This is a genomic window from Flavobacterium bizetiae (assembly GCF_902804475.1).
GTDB classification, from domain to species: Bacteria; Bacteroidota; Bacteroidia; order Flavobacteriales; family Flavobacteriaceae; genus Flavobacterium; species Flavobacterium bizetiae.
Genome location: NZ_CADCSU010000023.1, coordinates 74544 through 95523, shown reverse-complemented (window position 1 = coordinate 95523; position 20980 = coordinate 74544). Strand labels below are relative to the sequence as shown.

The window sequence follows — 20980 nt, the reverse complement described above, 5'->3', positions numbered from 1 at the left end:
ATGAAGAAAATTTTACTATTCATCACTTTATTTTACGGTTTTTCAAATACACTCTATTCCCAGGACAAACCTGAGAATGGAGTTGTTTCGTTTTCATTACCTATCAGAAATTCTTTAAAGTTTAATAGATATTTAATCAACCCAACATTTAGTTTTGTTCGCGAAACAAATGCATACGCAAGTTTTTATAATAAAAGACAATGGGTGCAGTTTGAAGATGCGCCAAATACTTATTTAGCCAATTATTCAGGACGTTTTAGAGAAAATGAAGCTTTTGCTTTTGGCTTATTTCAACAAAATTATGGTCTAATGACCGTCTTTGGCGGAATAGGAAATTTTGCGCACAATATTGTTTTAGAGCAAGATAGTAACTTAACTTTTGGTATGAACGTTGGCGTATATCAAAGTGGTTTAAATAAAGGGAAAATCATATCTGATGATCCAAATCTTTTAAATTTAGATTATCCTTCAAATACATTACTTACCGTTAATCCTGGTATTAACTACGGAACCGCATTTCTTGATTTTGGAGTTTCTGTAAACAATTTAATTCTTTACAATTTTGGTTCAGGTATCGTGAAAGATGATCCGGAAAGAGCAATTGAATTGCATGCTATGTATACAGGATATCTGGATAGCTATGGTTTTTTTGATCGTAGTAAATTCTCAGGAATTGTAAAAACAGAAATCAAACAAGATAAAACGATCATTTCAGGACTTGCCATGATTGCCATTCCACAAGGAGTTTGGGCACAGGCAGGTTATAATACTTTATACGGAATTTCAGCAGGTTTAGGAATTAATATTTCTCCGAGTATTGCCATTGAGTACAACTACGAAAGAGGAATGGGGAATTTTACAAATCTGGGAGGCTCTCATGAATTTGCTATTGCTTATAAATTCAAAAATAGAAACTATTACTATGGTGATGATGAAGAGGGGTCTTTAATAGATCCTTCGAAACCAAAAGCAGTAATGGCTAAACCAAAAGCTGCACCGGTAACTAGAGTAAGTGGGGCCGAAACAGCAAGATTAGCTGCAGAAGCTAAGGCTAAAGCCGATGCTGAAGCACTTAAAATAAGACTGGCTGCTGCAGAAAAAGTGAAGGCTGATGCCGAAGCCGCTGCAAAAGCAAAACTTGAAGCCGATAATAAAGCGAAGGCCGATGCCGAAGCATTAAAAATAAAATTAGCTGCTGATGCGAAGGCTAAAGCCGATGCAACAAGAGCACAAACTGCAACAACAAACAGAGCAGTTGCTACAGAGCAAAAAACACAAGCACAACTGACTGCAGACAAAGCGAGAGCTGATGCTGAAGCGCGCAGAATAAAATTAGCTGCAGACAATAAAGCGAGAGTAGATGCTGCTGCTGCTGCGAGAGCGCAAGCAATTGCAAATAAACCTACTGCTACAGCAACTCAAAAAACTCAAGCACAATTGGCGGCTGATAAGGCCAAAGCAGATGCTGAAGCATTGAGAACTAAGTTAGCTGCAGATAAAGCTAAAGCCGATGCCGCAGCAGCTGCAAAAGCAAAAGCTGCAACGACTGCAACACCACAAAAAACACAAGCTGAATTAGCTGCTGATAAAGCAAAAGCGGATGCAGAAGCGCTAAAAGTTAAACTAGCTGCAGATGCAAAAGCTAAAGCCGATGCTGAAGCTGCTGCCAAAGCAAAACTAGAAGCCGATAATAAAGCTAAGGCCGATGCCGAAGCCCTAAAAATAAAATTAGCTGCAGATGCTAAAGCAAAAGCAGATGCTGCGGAAGCAAAACGTAAAGCTGACGCTAAAGCAAAAGCTGAAGCGGCAGATTTACAATCAATCTTAGCTGCTGATGCTAAAGCAAAAGCAGATTCAGATGCTTATCAGGCAAGATTAGCCGCTGAAGCCAAAGCTGCTGCCGCTGCTGCTGCAAAAACAAAAGTAAGCATTGATGCCGCGAACAAAGCTAAGTTAGCTGCAGATGCTAAAGCAAAAGCTGCTGAAGATGCTGCATTAAAAGAAAAATTAGCTGCCGATGCCAAAGCGAAAGCTGATGCTGAAGCAAGAGCAGCAAGAATAGCTGCTGACGCAAAAGCTAAGGCTGATGCTGAAGCTGCTGCAAAAGCAAAAATAGAAGCAGATGCTAAAGCGAAAGCGGATGCAGAAGCATTACAAGCAAAACTAGTTGCAGATGCTAAAGCTAAGGCTGATGCAGAAGCATTACAAGCAAAACTAGTTGCAGATGCTAAAGCTAAGGCTGATGCAGAAGCACTACAAGCAAAATTAGCTGCTGATGCTAAAGCAAAAGCGGATGCAGAAGCACTACAGGCAAAATTAGCTGCTGATGCTAAAGCTAAGGCTGATGCAGAAGCACTACAAGCAAAACTAGCTGCTGATGCTAAAGCAAAAGCGGATGCAGAAGCACTACAGGCAAAATTAGCTGCTGATGCTAAAGCAAAAGCGGATGCAGAAGCATTACAGGCAAAACTTGCTGCTGACGCCAAAGCAAAAGCTGATATGGAAGCATTACAGGCAAAATTAATTGCCGATGCAAGAGTTAAAGCTGATGCAGAAGCAACTGCTAAAGCGAAAGCTGATGCCGAAGCGAAAAAATTACAAGAAGCAGAAGAAGCACGTCTGGCAAAATTAGCTGCTGATGCCAAAGCAAAAGCAGATGCAGAAGCATTACAGGCAAAACTTGCTGCAGATGCAAAAGCCAAAGCAGATGCTCAAGCACTACAAGCAAAATTAGCTGCTGACGCTAAAGCAAAAGCGGATGCAGAAGCATTACAGGCAAAATTAGCTGCTGACGCTAAAGCGAAAGCCGATGCAGAAGCATTACAGGCAAAACTTGCTGCTGACGCAAAAGCTAAAGCAGATGCAGAAGCATTACAAGCAAAACTAGCTGCTGACGCTAAAGCCAAAGCAGATGCAGAAGCACTTCAGGCAAAACTTGCCGCTGACGCTAAAGCCAAAGCAGATGCTCAAGCACTACAAGCAAAATTAGCTGCTGATGCTAAAGCAAAAGCGGATGCAGAAGCATTACAGGCAAAACTAGCTGCTGATGCAAAAGCGAAAGCGGATGCAGAAGCATTACAAGCAAAACTAGCTGCAGATGCAAAAGCGAAAGCAGATGCCCAAGCATTACAAGCAAAATTAGCTGCAGATGCTAAAGCAAAAGCGGATGCAGAAGCATTACAAGCAAAACTAGCTGCTGATGCAAAAGCAAAAGCAGATGCAGAAGCATAACAAGCAAAATTAGCTGCTGATGCAAAAGCGAAAGCTGATATGCAGGCTGCACAAGCGAAGTTACTGGCAGATCAAAAAGCAAAAGCGGATGCAGAAGCTACTGAAAAATTACAGGCTGAGGAAGAAACAAGACAATTGCGATTAGCAGAAGAGGCACTTGAAGCAAAATTATTGGCCGATGCCAAAGCGAAAGCCGATGCAGAAGCATTGCAAGCTAAATTAGCAGCAGATGCACTTGCAAAAGCAGCTTCAGCTCCAAAAGATGATACAGCAAAAGCAATAGATGATTTAACACAATCTATCGAAAATTCGGTTAAAAATCAAAAAGACTTATTGTCTCAGTTTAATACTACTGTGGCTAATAAACAAAGAGATCTTAATGACTTAAAAGAAGAGAATGATTTAAGTGAAAAAGGAATTTATAAAGAGCCAAAACCTTTTAAAAGTGTAGCGGCTGAAAATAGTCAGTTAGAGGCCTTAAAAGCACAACTTGCGGATGCGAATAGAATTCAAAAAGATGAAATCGCTAAGTTGACTAATTTATATAACGAAAGGCTTAAAAAATTCCCGAATAAAAATGATGCTTTAAACAAGGCGTATCTGGATAAGATCAATCAGTTGAAAGCAGCACAATTAAAAATGGAATCAGACAGTGCTGTTTTACTTTCGAATTTAGAACGTATTAAAGCTGAAACTGAAATTGAGAAAAAACGTAGAATCAAACGTGCAGCTTACGAGAACGATCAGGGAAGATATGCACAGGACGTTGCCGCTCTAAAACGTATAAAAGAAACAACTAAAATAAGCAGTACGCCATTAACCGCAAGTGACTTTGATTTTGGTGAAGACCAGTCGAATATGCAAATTATCAAGAATATTAAAAATTCTGATAGTGGTTATTATTTAATTATTGCCGTTCACAACAGTGTAGAAAAACGTGATCAGTTCCTGACTAAAGCAGTCGCGGCAGGACGTTCAGATGTTAATTTCTTTTACAACGTAACAACAAGTAAGTATTATATCTATTACGAGAAATTCGAAGGTTTATCTGAAGCAACTAAAGCATTAGAAGCAAAAGGAACAAAACCATATAACGGAAAAATGGCTATCGTAAAAGTCGAGAATTAATACAGAATAAGAGTAATGTCGGTCCTCCTTAACCTATGCTAAGGAGGGCATAATAATAAATGTTATAGAATACTAATTGTTTTATTCACTAATGCCCCTTAGAGGATAAAATGTAAGTAAACAAAAAAATGATTATGAGAAAACCTACTATTTTAAGAACGCTGATTTTTGTTTTAGCCATGTTATTCAATTTTGCATCCTACTCGCAAAATGGAATCGCTTATAACTCCAAGTTTCCCAAAAACTTGAATGAGAATATATTCTTAAAAACAAATAATCAGTTTGAAAATCCTTTTAGTTTAGATACTAACACGGATCCAAATAATGCAAAAGTAGCAGTTCCGGCTATTGAAAATCCCGTTATTAAATATGCTCAGGGAGAGTACGCAGGAGTTGTTTCTGAATGTCCTAATGATGGTAAAAAATTACCAAAGTTATTTTTATGCGGAAAAAATGATTCCAGACTTATCAAAACTGGTATTACAGATGCAATTTCAATTCAATGGGAGCGTCGTACAGGAGGTTGTACGCCAAACTTAAATGGTAATTGTGCTAATGATGCAGATAATTGTACGTGGGCAGATGTTGCCAGCGGACCTGACTATAATGCTAGTGCTGCTGGTGAGTTTAGAGTAAAAATTAGATATGCTGATAAAACAGAGTTTATTTTTTACTTTAATGTTTATACAAATGAAGTAGACCCTACAGGAATTATAAAAAGTGATATCGTAAAAGACGGCACAGGTTGTGTAATTCCGGGTAAGATTATTGCAGGTGGTTTTGGTGCTGCATATGAATACAGTTTTACTACAAATCCTGATGCAAATACCTGGCAGGATAGTAATACTTATCAGGTAACAAAAGCAGATAAGTATAATGTCTTTATTCGATTGAGAGGAATAACAGGAAGTTGTATTTTTAATGTTAAAGGTATTGTGGTTAGTGAAATTAATTTTGCTTCTACAGTAGTCGAAACTCAGCCGGCATGTAATGGTGAAAAAGGTAGTGTGATTGTGAGACCTAATACACTAAACAATCAATTTGTATATCAAATTTTTAAAGACACTGATTTAAAAAATGCAATTGCCACTGGGGGACCTAAATCTATTGCGGAGCACGAATTTACAGGTTTAGCTGATGGAAACTATGTAATTGTAACTACTATAGAAGGTACTTGTGCAACAGATACACAAAAAATTACTATTAAATCAAAAACTAAACTGCTAAATAATTCATCTATTACTGCTGTAATGAATAATTGTACTACCGGAATTATTACTGGTGGTGCGGCTGAAGGAACTCCTCCATATAATTATTATGTTAATATAGATAATGCCGGTTTTGTTCTTGTTCCTAACGGTAAAGTTATTGTTAGTAAAGGAGGAACTTATGAAATGCGAGTTAAAGATTTGAACGGCTGTACAGCTGATAAAAAATTTGTAATTGATGATGTTACTAAACCAGAGTATAAAATAACCACAGCAACAAGTGGAAACTGTAATCCAACGGGAACTATTAATATTACTGTAACAAATAAAAATGGCAACAATGTCATTGAGGTCAGTAAAGATTTTGGGGTTTCTTGGCAAACAATATCACTAAATAATTATACTTATCCAAATTTAGTTGCAGGTGAATATAATATAGGTGTTAGATATAAAGCTAGTAGTAGTACGAAAACTTATTGTACAGATGCATTTACTATAGTTAATATTGGTACAACAACAGGCTTAACTGCTTCTGCGGGAGTTGCTGCATTAGCCGGTTGTGCTCCTGATGGAGTAAAAGGAATTGTAAGAATTACAAACCCTCAGGGAGGAACTGCTCCTTATGAATATTGGTTTAATAAGGACGACGGTTGGCAGAAAACAAATGAAGGATATTTGCCTGAAGGAGGTCCATATACAGTAGTTATCAGAGATAAATCACTGTGTACTTACGATATGGGAAATATTTATATGGATGCTAAACCAACTGCTCCTGATATTAAACGTGGTCCTTTGGTTTTTAATTGTGATGGTACAGCTAATCAATCCGTTATTATCAACGGTGGTGCTGGAGATCCAAGATATACTTTTCAATATTACATTGATGGTTATCCTAATCCTAATACGGCGCAGCCTAACGTGTTCTTAAATATTCCACAAGGTCAGCACTTTATTACAGTTGATTATAATGTGAAGTCAGCTACTACATCCAGTAATTTATTAACAGAAACTTTTGGAAGTGGCGAGAATACTACTTCACCTGGTATTAATACCTTTTATTATTGTTTTGAAAGACAAATACAGGATAATAGTCAAAGTGCAACCTGGTGTAATGGTAGTCCGGCGATAAACGATGGTGATTATTCTGTAACGAGTTATATTAATCAAACAGCAACTTCTGGCTGGAATTGGAGATATCCAAGAGATAATACTAGCGCCGGAAAAGATCCTAAGGGTAGATTCCTAGCAGTTAATATTGGAGATAAAATACCAGTAACGACGATATTGTATGAAAAACAAATTAATGATGTGATCCCAAATCAGCCTATTAATTTTGAGTTTTATGCGATGAATTTAATGATGCCGGGAGCTGGTAAAGCAGATGCTAATTTAAGGATAGCACTTGTAGATGATAGCGGTACCGAAATATCATGGTTTGCGACAGGACCTATTACCAGATCAAATAATGATCTTGACTGGCAAAAGTTTCCAAAAACAGCCATCACTCTTGACCCTGGAGCACATACTTCGTTACGATTTATTGTTCGTTCTAATGTTAGAGATGATAATGGAAATGACGTTGCAATAGACGACATTAAAGTGTATCAGGTTCCAAGAGTTTGTGGAGCACAATTTAAATGGGATTTTACTATCAATGCACCACCTAAGTTTATAGGAACGGTTGAAGGAATAACTCCTGTTTCATGTTTTGGAAGCAAAGATGGATCTTTTACAATAAAAGCAGAAAACTTTGATACTACAAATGGATATGAATATTCTATAGATGGAGGAGTTAAATGGTATACATCAAAAGTTGCTGAAGTTAAATTTCCAAATGCTACTTTTCCTGATATCGTTGCTAAAACTTATGACATCAGAATTAGATATAATAAAACAGCAACAGATTGTAGCTATACAATTCCAACTATAATTAAATCACCTGATTTATTTAAATTAAATGTTAGCGCAACTGATGCAACTTGTAGCACAAAAGCTATCGTTACAGCTAAAATAGAAGGAGGTACAGGACCAACTTATGCGATTACATTAACCAATACGGCAGATGGAACAAAACAACCTTTTGTTGTTGATCCGGTAGATGGGGAGTATAAAGTAAGAGATGTTCTTCCGGGTAATTATACAGTTTCAGGAGTAGATGGAAAAAATTGTCCTGCAAGTCAAATCACAAATTTAAAAGTAAATGGCCCGGTTGCAATAAAAGCAGAAATTGATGCAAGTTCAAATTTATGTTTTAATGCTACTACAGGAGCGTCAATTGTGGTTAAAATTATAGGTGGTAAAGGAAAATTTCAATACAAAGTAAGATTCAACGGAGGTAATTACAGTGACTTGAGTGATCTTTTTGATGGTCCAACTTTTACATATCCGGTTTCTAAAGAAGGAATTTATGATTTTATTATTGTAGATGCAAATGGTTGTTCTGCCGATGCGGTAAGTCAGACTATTAGTCCGGTATTTGGTGCAAAACCATCTATCAAAGCAGCATTAAGCTGTAAAGCTGGTGCAGCTGCTGCGGCTACTATTTTAGTTACAATTGAAGGGGGTGCAGCTCCGTTTAATTATATCGTTAAAAATAGTTTAGGAACCAAAGTAGATGAAGGAACTACTACAACATCAACATTTGAGTTTACTACTACAATTTCAGATACTTATACTTTTGAGATTGTTGATTTTAATAAATGCCCGATAAAAATATTACAAAAAATTAGTGATAAAATACAAGTTACTGCAGAAGCTAAGCCTAATAATGCAACTTGTTTTGGAACTAAAAATGGTTATGTTGATTTAAAAGGATTAACAGGAGTAGCTCCTTATACTTTTGAATTTAATGGTACAGGAGGTTTCAGTAATAAAACACATTACGACGGTTTAGAAGGTTCTGTTGCAGGAATTGACTACACTTTTATTGTTAAAGATGCCAATGAGTGTACTAAATCATATTCATTCAAAATTTATCAGCCTGAAGATATTTCAGGAAAAGCAGAGATAAGCACAGCATATACTTGTGATCATGCGGCTACAATTACCGTTTCAGAAGTTAAGGGAGGAACACCTCAATATAAATACACATTATTATTAGATAATGTAGTGGTTGCAGGACCACAAGATGGTTTAACTTTTAGTAATTTAAGTATTGCAGGCGAATACAAAGTTGTTATTTCAGATGCTAATTCTTGTTCAAAAACTATAACAGTAGGTACGATTACTGCCTTGAACAAACCGGCTTCAATGAAAATTGATCATTCGCCAGTTACATGCCCAACAAATCGTTCAACAATAACTATTACAGATGTAAAAAATGCTGCAGGTACTATTTTAACTACTGGTTTAGAGTACAGAATGGTTTCACCAACTGCAGGAACATTTAGTACAAATAATACATTTACAAATCTTGCTGCTGATGTAGAGTATACTTTTGAAGTAAGAGATGCAAATAATTGTAAAGTTCAGGACAAACATTTTATACCATTACCTAAAAGCTTTACAGTAGGTAGTAAGTCTACTCCTGTATCTTGTTTTACAGGAAGTACAGATGGTACAGCAACGTTTACAATTACCGGAATTGATGCTGGTACTGGTTATACTTATCAAGTTGACGCACTACCTTTAGAAACTAAAACATCAACAGGCAGCCCATTTGATATTGTAATTACGGGGTTAGCAGCAGGTGATCATAAAATTGTAGTAACAAACTCTACAACAAATTGCCCGATTACAGAAATTGTAAAAGTTCAGGGGCCAACAGCTGCTCTGGCTTTAAATGCTCCGGATCTTACTCATGTTACTTGTAAAGATCAGGGTACGGCTACTATAAATGCTGTAGATGGTTGGGGTACATATACATACACCATAACTCGTACATTACCATTACCGGCAGGTGCAGCAAAAGTTCAGGTTAATAATAACAAATTTATTAATCTGGCGCCTGGTACTTATAGTGTTTCTGTAAGCGATTTGAGAGGTTGTATAGTTGCAGGTCAAACTTTTGTAATTAATGATTTCGTTAAACCATCAGCTCAAATTAGTGTAAACACTATTTATTGTGCAGGAGGTTTAGGTGCAACTTTAATTGCAGAACCAACTTCGGCACCAAATCCAAACCCTAATTACGAATACAAACTTAACAGCGGTAGTTATCAGCCTTCAGGAACTTTTAAGGGGTTAACACCTGGTGATTATACCATTACAGTTAGAGATATTGTTACTGGTTGTACAGATGTTTTAGCAAAACAAACAATTGCTCAGCCTTTGTCAGCAACTCCAAGAATAGAAGCAGATTTAACTTGTGATCCTACTAGTCCTGAAGCAAAAATTGAAGTTTCAATTTTTAACGGATATCCAGATTATAAATATAGAGTAAATACTACAGGTGTTTTTTCATCAGAGGCATATACTAATGTTTCTTCTGGTCAAACTAAATTTAGTCATTCAGTTTTAGAGGGAACATATTATTTTGAGATTACAGATAGCAAAGGTTGTACTGTAATAGTTTCTCAAAAAGTAGATGCGACAGTAAAACCAGATTTTACAACAGACAAAGTTGATGTAAAATGTAAAGGAGATAATACAGGAACGATAACAGTTAATGCTACACCTGCTCTAGGAACTTACACATATGTTTTAAATACTGTTCCGGCTACCGTAGAAGTAACACAAACAACTAATATATTTAAGAATTTAAAGGCAGGAAAATATAGCATTTATGTTATAGATGCTAAAAAATGTAAATCAGATGCTAAAACAGTTGATATTAACGAACCATCTATTGGTTTAACGGTAGATGCTAAGGTTACTACTGAATTATTGTGCGATGCCTCAAATAATGCAAAACCAGCTAAAATTACAGTTACTGTAACAGGCGGAACACCATTTCCAGGTATTAATCCATACAGATACAGCTATAATGGAGTTATGCCTCCGGTAGTATCAAATGTTTATACTACAACTGACTCAGGTACTGTAACCGTACAAGTATTTGATGCGAATAACTGTTCTTTATCAACTCCTATAGATGTTGAAATTAAAGGTTTAAAATCGCCTACAGCTTTGTCTTTTTCACAAGATCCTATTATTAGCTGTAAGTCATCAGAAAAAACGACAGATTTAAAAGTTACTGTAACAAATGGTGTAGCACCATTTAAATTCGAGATAACAAGTACAGATGCAGCTATTGCTCCTGCAAATCCTGTAGTGACAGGAATTGCAACTCAGGATCATACATTTTTAGGATTATATCCTGGAAATTATCACTTTAAAATAACAGATAACAACGGTTGTACAGTTGTTGATGAGTATTATGTTAAACCTGTTGATCCTATTAACGCAGTTGGTAGTATTGTAACCAATGTAACTTGTAATGGATTAAGCGATGGAGTAATTAAATTTACAATTTCAGGAAATACCGCAGGAGGATATACTTTTGGTTTAGTAAGTAGTGCATCACCAACTAACATTGTTGGAAATGATGTAGCAGGTGTTGTTACTTATACAGGATTAAAAGGTGGTTTAACTTATACATTTACAGTAACAAATACAGCAACAGGTTGTACAGCTACAGATGATGTAATACTGGGCGATCCGGATGCTATTACTATTGTTAAAGCAGATGGAACTAAGGTATTTTGTGACAAACGAAAAACAAATATTACGATAATTGCAAGTGGTGGAACTGGTACATTGAATTATGCTGTAGTAAAACAGGGTGTAACTCCAGTTGCTGGTGATTATAACACAACAGGACTTTTTGAAAAAGATACTCGTCCGGCTCCAGTTGGAGAAGGTTTACTGTATGATGTTTATATAACAGATGGTAAAGGCTGTCCTAAACAAGTTCCTTTAGTTATAAAGGAAAATGTATCCCCAACAATCGATCCACTAACACCACAATGTTTTACAGGTGTAGCATTTGATATTACTATAACAGGAACCGTTTATACAGGATCTACAACTAAGTTGTACGGTATAAATGGTGTTTATGACACAAACCCTGTTAAAAATATTACTAAAGAAGGAACATATAAATTAAGTATAAAAGATGATAACGGATGTATATCTGATATTGTTGATTATATCGTTACGAAACAATTAACTGCTAATCCTATTTTAGATAAAGATCTAACATGTACTGCAGTTGCTCCTTTCACACCTAGTGCTCAGGTTACTATAACACCTAATGGTGGTACAGGTACATATACTTATCAGTATAAAGTAGATACAGGTTCTGGATACGGAAGTTATATAGGTTTTTCAGGTCCGGTATTTACTACTCCAACGGCTGGTAAATATATTTTTGAGGTTACGTCAGGAGGTTGTAAAGTAGAAACTTCTGTGATTGAAATAACTACTCCGGTTCAACCAGTTATTAATGATTTTACAGCATCGGCAATTAATTGTTTTGGAGAAGAAAATGCTTCTATAACAATTGACTACGATAATACAAAAGGAGAAAAGCCATACGTTTTTAATGTATTTAACAATACAACTGGACATGATTATAAGTCACAAACCTCAGGTTTGGCTGCAGGTAATTATACAGTTACAATTACAGATGCAAAAGGATGTTCTGCTTCTGTAACTAAAAATATTGTTGGTCCAACACCAATTCTAATTGAGCACCATGAAGTGCCAATTACTTGTGTAGATGATGGAACAGGTACTGGAGTAAATATGTCTAAAGGATCAATTATCATTGATAAAATTACAGATGGTATAAATACTGTAGGTGGTACTGGAGGAACAAAACCTTACAACTACTATGTTACAGGAGTAAATGGTTATAGTGAAAAAGAAGAAAATAATGACGGAACAACTTCTGTAAAATTCAACGTAGTTGATTTTGGTTTATATCAAATTAGAGTTGTAGACGCAAAAGGTTGTACGCAATTAGTACAAAATGTTTTGGTAGCTTCTGATGTAAAAGATTTAGATATTGTTATTAACAGTACTGTTAATTGCGCATCGGCAACAAAAGGAACTGCAGATATTACAATACCTGATCCAGCTGGATTGATTGGTCCTGGACCATTCTTTTTTGCTCTTTACACAGGACCAGGAATGGTTTATGATCCTCTATCTCCATTATGGGTCCCAGAAGATGGATTAGGTAGTAAACACGCAATAATTTCAGGTTTAATACCAGGAGTTTTATATACGTTTATAGTGTATGATAGTAAAACAGGCTGTTATTACTATGAGACTTCGGAAACTCCGGTACCAACAAATTCTAAGATTGTAATTGATAAAGAAGTTGCACACAATATTACTTGTAAAGGTAATCATGATGGTACTTTTAGCTTTGAATTATCAACACCTTACGGTGTTGCTACACCAGTTACCTATCAATTATTAGATTCTCAGTCATTAGCACCTGTTGGGCCTGCTGTACCAGTTACTATTCCGGCGACAGGAACATTGCCTGTTGGGCCAATAACTGGTTTGTATTTTGGTAATTATTTTGTTTTGGTTAAAGAAGTGGGTGCAGCTACAAATGCAGGTTGTAGTGTGGTTTCTGATCCATTCAATATTACAGAATCTCAAATTGCTTTAGGACTAGATGCTTCAAGCACACATAATGCTAATACATGTGTTGCAAATGCAGGAATTATTACTGCAGTTGCCAATAATGGGACAGCATCTGTATCCAACCCTTATTTATACCAAATTTTCCCGGATGATGGCGTAGTTGGTGTAATAGATGGAAGTGATCCAGTATTAACTGATCCAGTTTTTTCGGCTACATTTAGTAACCCATTACATAAACTAAGTACTTTCTATAAAGAAAAAGGAGATTATATCGTATATGTAAGAGATGCTAATGGTTGTATTAAGGCAGCCTTTGTTACTGTACTTGAAGATGACGCTCCTCAGATAACTCCACCGGCAGCAATATGTTTTGCCGATTTACCAAAAACAGTAACAATTAGCGGAACTGTATTTACTGGTTCTTCGATTTCATATAGTATCGGAAACGGTCTTCCGGCAACTGCAGTTGCGGGAGCTTACAGAACGACTCCATCATTCTTAATAACAGCTCCTGGCAATTATACATTCTTTGTAAAAGATGATAATAATTGCGTTGCAAAAGTAGGATATGTTGTAAGCGATAAAATTACTGTCGACTTAAATGTAAAAACACCACTTAGTTGTAAAGCAGTTAAAGATGCTACGATTCATGGTGAAGTTGCAGGAGGATTAGGAACAGGTTACTCTTATAGAGTAAAATTCGGAACAGGTGGAACATATAGTTCAGCATTTCCTATAACAGGTACTACATTTGATTATACAAGTGCTAGTGCTCCGGGTAATTATATTTTTGAAATTACTGACGGAAATTGTATAATCGAAAATACAGTTACTGTAAATCCTCTTATACCAACGGTTTTTGATGTTGATATTATCGATGTAAAATGTAAATCTGAGTCTACAGGAACTATTATTGTAAATGTAACTTCAGCAGATTTTGATGTAGAATATAAATTAGATAAAACAGATGCTCCAACGGCATCGTATCCATATCAATTAACAAACAGATTTGATAATCTGCCGGCAGGAACATATACTATCACAGTTAGAGATAGTAAATTATGTGAAGCTGTAAAAACAGGCGAAATTGTTGGTGAACCAACAGATCCGTTAATTGCAAAAGCTGATGTAACACAATTTACATGTGGCGCAGGAAATGCAGCTCAACCTGCAAAAGTAGAATTATCAGCTACAGGTGGTACAGGGATATATGAATATAGTTTTGACGGAAGTGATTTCAGCACTACTAAAAAAGTTTATACCGTTAATGAAGCAGATGCCGATAGAAATATTCCTTATGTAGTTAGAGATGCTAATGGTTGTACAGATGCAACAGGTACAGTGTTAATTCCTAAATTGGTTAAGCCATCTGATTTTGATATTAATCTATCAGGACCAATTACATGTAGTACTTTATTTATTACAGCAACTATCACAAATGTAATTGGAAGAACGGGAGCAGCATATACTTATGCAACTATAGCACCATCTCCAATTGTAACTACTAGTGCAACGGGAGTGTTTAATGGTTTAACCCCTGGTAATTATGTATTTTTAGTTACTGATGTAGATACAGGATGTACTAAACAGTTATCTAAAGAAATTAAAGACGTTATTAAAATTAATATTGAAGAACAATCTTTAACAGATATTACTTGTTTCGGTGCAGATAACGGAAAGGCTAGTTTCTTAGTTACTGGTTTTGGTACGGCTACCTATACTTATCAACTTGATACTGATCCTGCCGTAGCAGGGCCTGCAGATGGTAAGATTGATTTAATAAATCTGATTCCTGGTGATCATAGAATTACTGTTCTTGATAACGCAACGAATTGTTCTAAGTTTATTGATTTCAAAATTGAAAGCCCAGCTGAGCTTTTAGTTATTGATAAAACAGTTACACCACTAGGTTGTACAACAGATGGAAAAGTTGTTATTACAGCTGATAAAGGATGGGGAAGTTATTTGTTTACATTGACAGAACCAGATGGTACAGTTTTACCTGTTCAGACTGATGGTGATTTCGGAGGACTTAAAAAAGTAGGTGTATACAATTTCTCAGTACAAGATGCAAAAGGTTGTATATTAACAGACACGTTCGAATTATTTACTCCAATAGAACCAGTAGCAACAATAGATGTTTCATCTGTTTATTGTTATACAGGTACGGGTGTTGGTGAAGGTGCAACTATAGTAGTTAATGCAACTACTCCGGGTACTCCTGCATACACACCAAGCTATCAGTATAGTATTGATAATGGTAAAACATGGCAAGGAAATACTTTTACAGATGTAGCTCCTGGTGATTATAAGGTTACTGTAAGAGATCAATTTGGTTGTAAAGCAGTTACACCAGTGTCAGTTAAAATTAACAGTCAGTTACTTGCTTCGGCAACAAAAGAGAAAGAGCTTTATTGTACAGGTACAACTGATGGTATAATTAAATTAGAAGCAGTAGGAGGTTATCCAGCTTATAGCTATACTGTTACTAAAGATTTAACGACAACAACAGGTCCGTTTACATTTGATAATCCTGGTACAACAAATTACATTGTTACAGCTTCAGGAAGTTATAAATTTACAGTTACAGATACAGAAGGATGTTCGTTTGATATTCCTGCGGTAGAAATGGTTCCTCCAAGTTCAATTAATTTTGATGCAGTACCAACTTCACCAAATTGTATCGAAGTACCGGCTCAAGGTGATGCTTCTAATGGTCAGATATTAGTAACATTAACTGGAGTTACAGAAAATACTCCATATACCTATACATTAACCAGAACCGCGCCTACAACAGGAACTCCTGTAGTGCAGACTGGCTCAGGTTTATTTACGGGATTAATTGCGGGTATGTATGAAGTAACAGTAGAATCAGAGAAAGATTGTCCTCTAACAAAATCTAATATTGAGATAACAGCTCCAATTCCTGTAGAAGCGAAAGCATTAGCAGCTAAATTTGAATGTACACAACCTGCTAATGCAATCAAAAGAACTATTGTTACCGTAACAGGTGATGGTGGAACAGGTTCAGGTACAGGCGCAGTTAGTGATTATACCTATAGCGACGGAACAGGTTGGTATCTTAGCAATGAGTTTACGGTTGATGCTCCAAAAACACCTCAGACATATACTTACTATGTTAAGGATAAAAACGGTTGTGTTGATGATGTACAGATTATAATCAACCCATTCCCGGTATTGGATTCTGCTAAAGCTGAATTATTTATTGCTGCAGATTGTCCAAATTTAGGAGTTGAAACTATTAAAGTTGATATTGCTGGCGGAACTGGTGCTTTTGAATATCAGGTTTCTATCGATGGTGCAGCATATAGCACACCGGCAACGGCAATAACTACCGGATCAACATTTAATTATTTAGCGCCGGCAGGACATAGTTATCAATTTAAAATTACAGATGTAAACACATTGTGTACAATACTTACTAATGTTCATGATGTTCCTTTGTATAATACCATGAAAGTATTTGCTACAGCATCTTCACAGGTGACTTGTAACGGATTAAGTGATGGTGCAATTACAATTAACATCGAAAACTATACTAAGAACTATAATTATGATGTTCTTCTTGGCGGAGTTTCCGTAGCAAACGGAACAGGCATAAATGCAACAACAAACAATCCATTTACGATTACAGGATTAGCTGCAGGAGTAAATTATATTGTAAAAGTTACTCAAACAGATTATCCATCATGTGATGTTGATTCAAATCCGGTTACTATTACACAACCAGATTTATTAGATATTACAGGAATTGATATTAAAGTTGAAAATCAAAATTGTAATGAAGACGGTACTATTACTGTAGATCCAAATTCTATTGTTGGAGGAACGCGTAATTATAAATTTGCAATTTTACCTATAACGCAGGCAGTTACAGATGCTGATTATTCAGAAGTAGCAACTAAATCAGTTAAGACTTTAAAAGTAGGACCAGCAGATTTTGATACTTGGGTAGTGTATGTAAAAGATGCTAACGGCTGTCCACAATCTAAGCAAGTGAACATTTCGTTAGATCCTTTGCCAACCATTACAAATGTAAAAGTGTTGAATCAATGTCCTACTACTGACAAGTATGAAATTGAAGTTACAGCTGATGGATTATTGAAACTACAATATAGTTTAGATGGTGTAATCTATCAAGACAGTAATATTCTTGAGGTTAATGCTCCTGGAGATTATAAAGTATGGGTTTGGGATAAAAACCAATGCCCGGTTACAGCCCCTGTATCTGTTACTGTTTTAAAACCATTAACATTATATGCAGAAGTTAAATTACCAATCTGTAAAAATTCTGATGGTGTAATTACTTTATTCGCAGATGGAGGAACAGTTTCTACTCCTAGCAGTTATGTTTATACTAAGAATGGTGGTGCTCCACAGCCAAGTAATCAGTTTGCTGGTTTAGGTGCAGGAATTTATGTATTTAGGGTAACTGATATCGTTACAGGATGTTATAAAGAAATTAAAGAAGAAATCACATTAGCAGCAGATATTATAGATGCGGTGGCAACACCAAGAAAAACTTCATGTAAAGGAACTGCTGATGGTGGTATTTCTGTAAGTCTTTCAGCGGCCAATATCAATCCGCAATACGTATATAGTATCTCAGGTATGGGTATTACACCTATAGTAGATCAAACTTCTCCGGAATTTAATAATTTGCGTTCTGGTAATTATACTATAACAGTAAAATCAGGAAGAGGTTGTGAATTGCAATTAGTAGATGTTTTTGTTCCAGAACCTGATGCTATTATTGTAACAGCAAGTAATACTGATTTTGAATGTACACCAAATACCAACACTAATAACAATGCTATTATTACAGTAGATAATGTTACAGGTGGTTCTGGTAAGTATGTTACATATCAGTTTATGAGAGATGGTGTTGAAGTTCAGATTGGTGATTCAAAAACATACACTCAAACCGATCACTTAGTTGGGAATTATGTTGTGAATGTATATGATAGTAATGGCTGTTTAGGTTCTTCTACAGCACCTATTAGTGTTGCGCCTTTTGCTACTTTATTAGATATTACTTTTGATGTAACGCCAATTACATGTGTTACACCAGAAACTATTCAGGCAATTGTGGCTACAAAAGGAACTTTAACGGCACCTTTACAATATACATTAACAGGTACAGATGTTAATGGAACGGCTATTGCGCCAGTCGTAAATAATGACGGAAAGTTCACAGTAGGAATTGGTAACTATTTAGTAACAGTTTTAAATACTGCAACTCATTGTACTATTTCACAAAATCATCAGGTACTTGATCCAAATACGTTTGGATTCCAGGTTAATGCAATAAGAGCAGATATTTGTTATGGTGAATCAACAGGAAATGTTGAGTTAACTCTTGTAGATAATCGCCCTTATCCTGCTGATGAAGCTGGTGCGTTTAGATATACAATTACAGGTCCAATGCCTCTTCCTATTACAGGAAAAACAACGAATGCGGGACCACTTCAATTAACAGGCTTAATGGCCGGTAGATACGAAGTTGTAGCTACATTAGAAAATAGCCCTGGATGTGATGTTCGTACAACTTTTGATATTGGTCAGCCATCAACTCCATTAAAGAGTACAGTAACACATACACGTATTACTTGTGCATCTGCAAATAGCGATGACGGTACGATTAATGTATTTGCTGAAGGCGGATGGGAAGGTACTTATCAATACGAATTGGTTGGTCCGGTAAGTTATGATTATTCAGAGTTTGGTTATTTCCAAAAATTAACTCCTGGAGATTATACTGTTAATGCAAGAGATAGTAAAGGTTGTATTGTTTCAGAGGTTGTACACTTAGTTATTCCAGATGCAATAACATTCAATGCCGCTGCAACAAGTACAGTATTAACTTGCTACGGAGATAATAGTGGTGTAATTACAGTTACTAATCCACAAGGAGGTGAAGGTGCTAACTATGTTTATAGTTTATCTTATACAATGGAAAACGGTGAGATTGAGGTATTAGGACCACAAGAACTTAATGTCTTTACAGGATTAAGCGCAGGAACATATACCGTAAGCGTAAGTGATAGTTTTAGTTGTGAAACCATCATGCCTACAACAATTACACTTGTAAATCCTGCAAAAGTTGAAGCAGAATTATCATTAAAAGACAATATTACTTGTCTTACTGATGCTACACTTACATTAACTGCAACAGGTGGTACAGGTCCTTATACATATAGTGAAGATGGAACTACATATAGTGTACCTTTCAATAATTCCACTACTTTCTCTGTAGCTGTAGGAACACACCGTTATTTTGTAAAAGATAATTTAGGTTGTGTGAGCGTTATCTCTAATGATGTGAAAATTGAGCCAGTTGTGCCATTAGCAATAGAATTAGATTTAAGAAATGCAACAGTTAATTGTACAGGAGAATTTATAGCAATGATTGTTGCAAAAGCAACAGGAGGTTTAGGTAACTATCAATATTCATTATTGAATGGTGCCGGTGTAGAAATAAGACCAGCGCAAGCGGATGGTATTTTTGCCGCTCTTAATGCAGCTGATGGCCCATATACAGTACATGTAGTAAGTGGTGATTGTACGCAGAATTCAACTGCTACAACAGTAACAGAGCCGGTTAATCCGCTTACGTCAAGTTATGATGTAGTACCTGTTAAATGTTTTGGTGAAAAGAATGGTGCAATCAAAATTACTGCTTCTGGTGGTACAGGTGTTATCAAATATGCTATTTCACCATACTTAGATCAGTTTGTTGAAAGTGGAGATTTCCAATTTTTAGAGGCAGGATTCTACACTGTAATTGTTCAGGATATATTAGGTTGTAACGTGATATATAAAGACATTGAGATAAAAGAACCAACTGTTTTAATAGCTTCTGAAATTCCTAATTCAATGATCCCTGAGATTTGTAAGGACGATAAAGACGGTGCATTCTTTATTCAAATAAAAGGTGGAACAGCTCCATACTTTGAAAGTCTTGATAATGAAAAAGGACCATACTTACCAGTAACTGGCCTTACTAAAGACTATTTAAATCAAGTTGGTGGTACACATAATGTTTACATTAAAGATAGTAATGGATGTACAAGTAAAGTAGAAATCAGAATGCCGGAACCAGTAATCCTTAACCCAACTTTCGATATCAATTACGATTGTGTAAACAATTCACAATCTAATATGGTAACCGTTACAGTTGATAAGAGTAATACTGATCTTTCTCAGGTAGATTATGCACTTGATAGTGATGTGGGACCTTTCCAACCAAGTAACATCTTTACAAATGTTGCTCCTGGAAAACACTACATTGTAGCAAGACATACTAACGGATGTAAAGTACCAACGGCAAGTTTCGATATCAAAGCATACGATCCGTTAACACTTATAAAAACTCCTGGTAAGGAAGAAATGAATATCCTTTCGGTTACTGCTGCTGGTGGAGCGCCTGGATATGAGTACAGTTTCAACGGAGAGCCATTTACATCTTCAAACAAATACAAAATCTACAAAACTGCAGATTATATTGTAATTGTAAGAGATAGAAACGGATGTACTGCGACAATAACTCTTCCTGGAATTTACACAGACATTTGTCTTGATAATTACTTTACTCCTGGTGGTGCTACAAACACAACATGGGGTCCTGGTTGTACTAATATTTACAACAACCTTGAGTTCTCAATCTTCGACAGATACGGTCGTGTAATTGCTAAGTACCACTACGGTCAAAAATGGGATGGTAGATACAACGGTGCAGATTTACCTTCAGGAGATTACTGGTATGTTCTTAAATTGAATGATGCGAAGGATGACAGAGAGTTTGTAGGACATTTCACTTTATACAGATAACAAAATAAGAGCCCCTAATG

The 20980-nt window shown here is 36.1% G+C and carries 3 protein-coding genes; all 3 read left to right on the top strand.

Annotation, left to right across the window (positions count from 1 at the left end; genetic code table 11):
• The 3 genes from FLACOL7796_RS01150 (at position 1) to FLACOL7796_RS01145 (ending at position 20960) form a co-directional block, all read left to right on the top strand.
• Positions 1–3231: a PorP/SprF family type IX secretion system membrane protein gene (locus tag FLACOL7796_RS01150; RefSeq protein ID WP_232067261.1), complete on the top strand. Its 3231-nt coding sequence runs from the start codon at positions 1–3 to the stop codon at positions 3229–3231.
• A 39-nt stretch (positions 3232–3270) separates the two neighbouring features.
• Positions 3271–4359 carry a sprD domain protein gene (locus tag FLACOL7796_RS24615; protein ID WP_232067260.1) on the top strand — a complete coding sequence of 363 codons (1089 nt, stop codon included), beginning with the start codon at positions 3271–3273 and terminating at the stop codon, positions 4357–4359.
• Between the two features lie 134 nt (positions 4360–4493).
• Positions 4494–20960, top strand: a complete 16467-nt coding sequence (locus FLACOL7796_RS01145) for a T9SS type B sorting domain-containing protein (RefSeq protein WP_173968964.1) — start codon at positions 4494–4496, stop codon at positions 20958–20960.
• Positions 20961–20980: the final 20 nt, after the last annotated feature.

Excerpts from the sequence above, each read along its gene's own strand:
- FLACOL7796_RS01145 (WP_173968964.1), top strand. The coding sequence starts at position 4,494 with ATGAGAAAACCTACTATTTTAAGAACGCTGATTTTTGTTTTAGCCATG.
- FLACOL7796_RS24615 (WP_232067260.1), top strand. The coding sequence starts at position 3,271 with ATGCAGGCTGCACAAGCGAAGTTACTGGCAGATCAAAAAGCAAAAGCG.
- FLACOL7796_RS01150 (WP_232067261.1), top strand. The coding sequence starts at position 1 with ATGAAGAAAATTTTACTATTCATCACTTTATTTTACGGTTTTTCAAAT.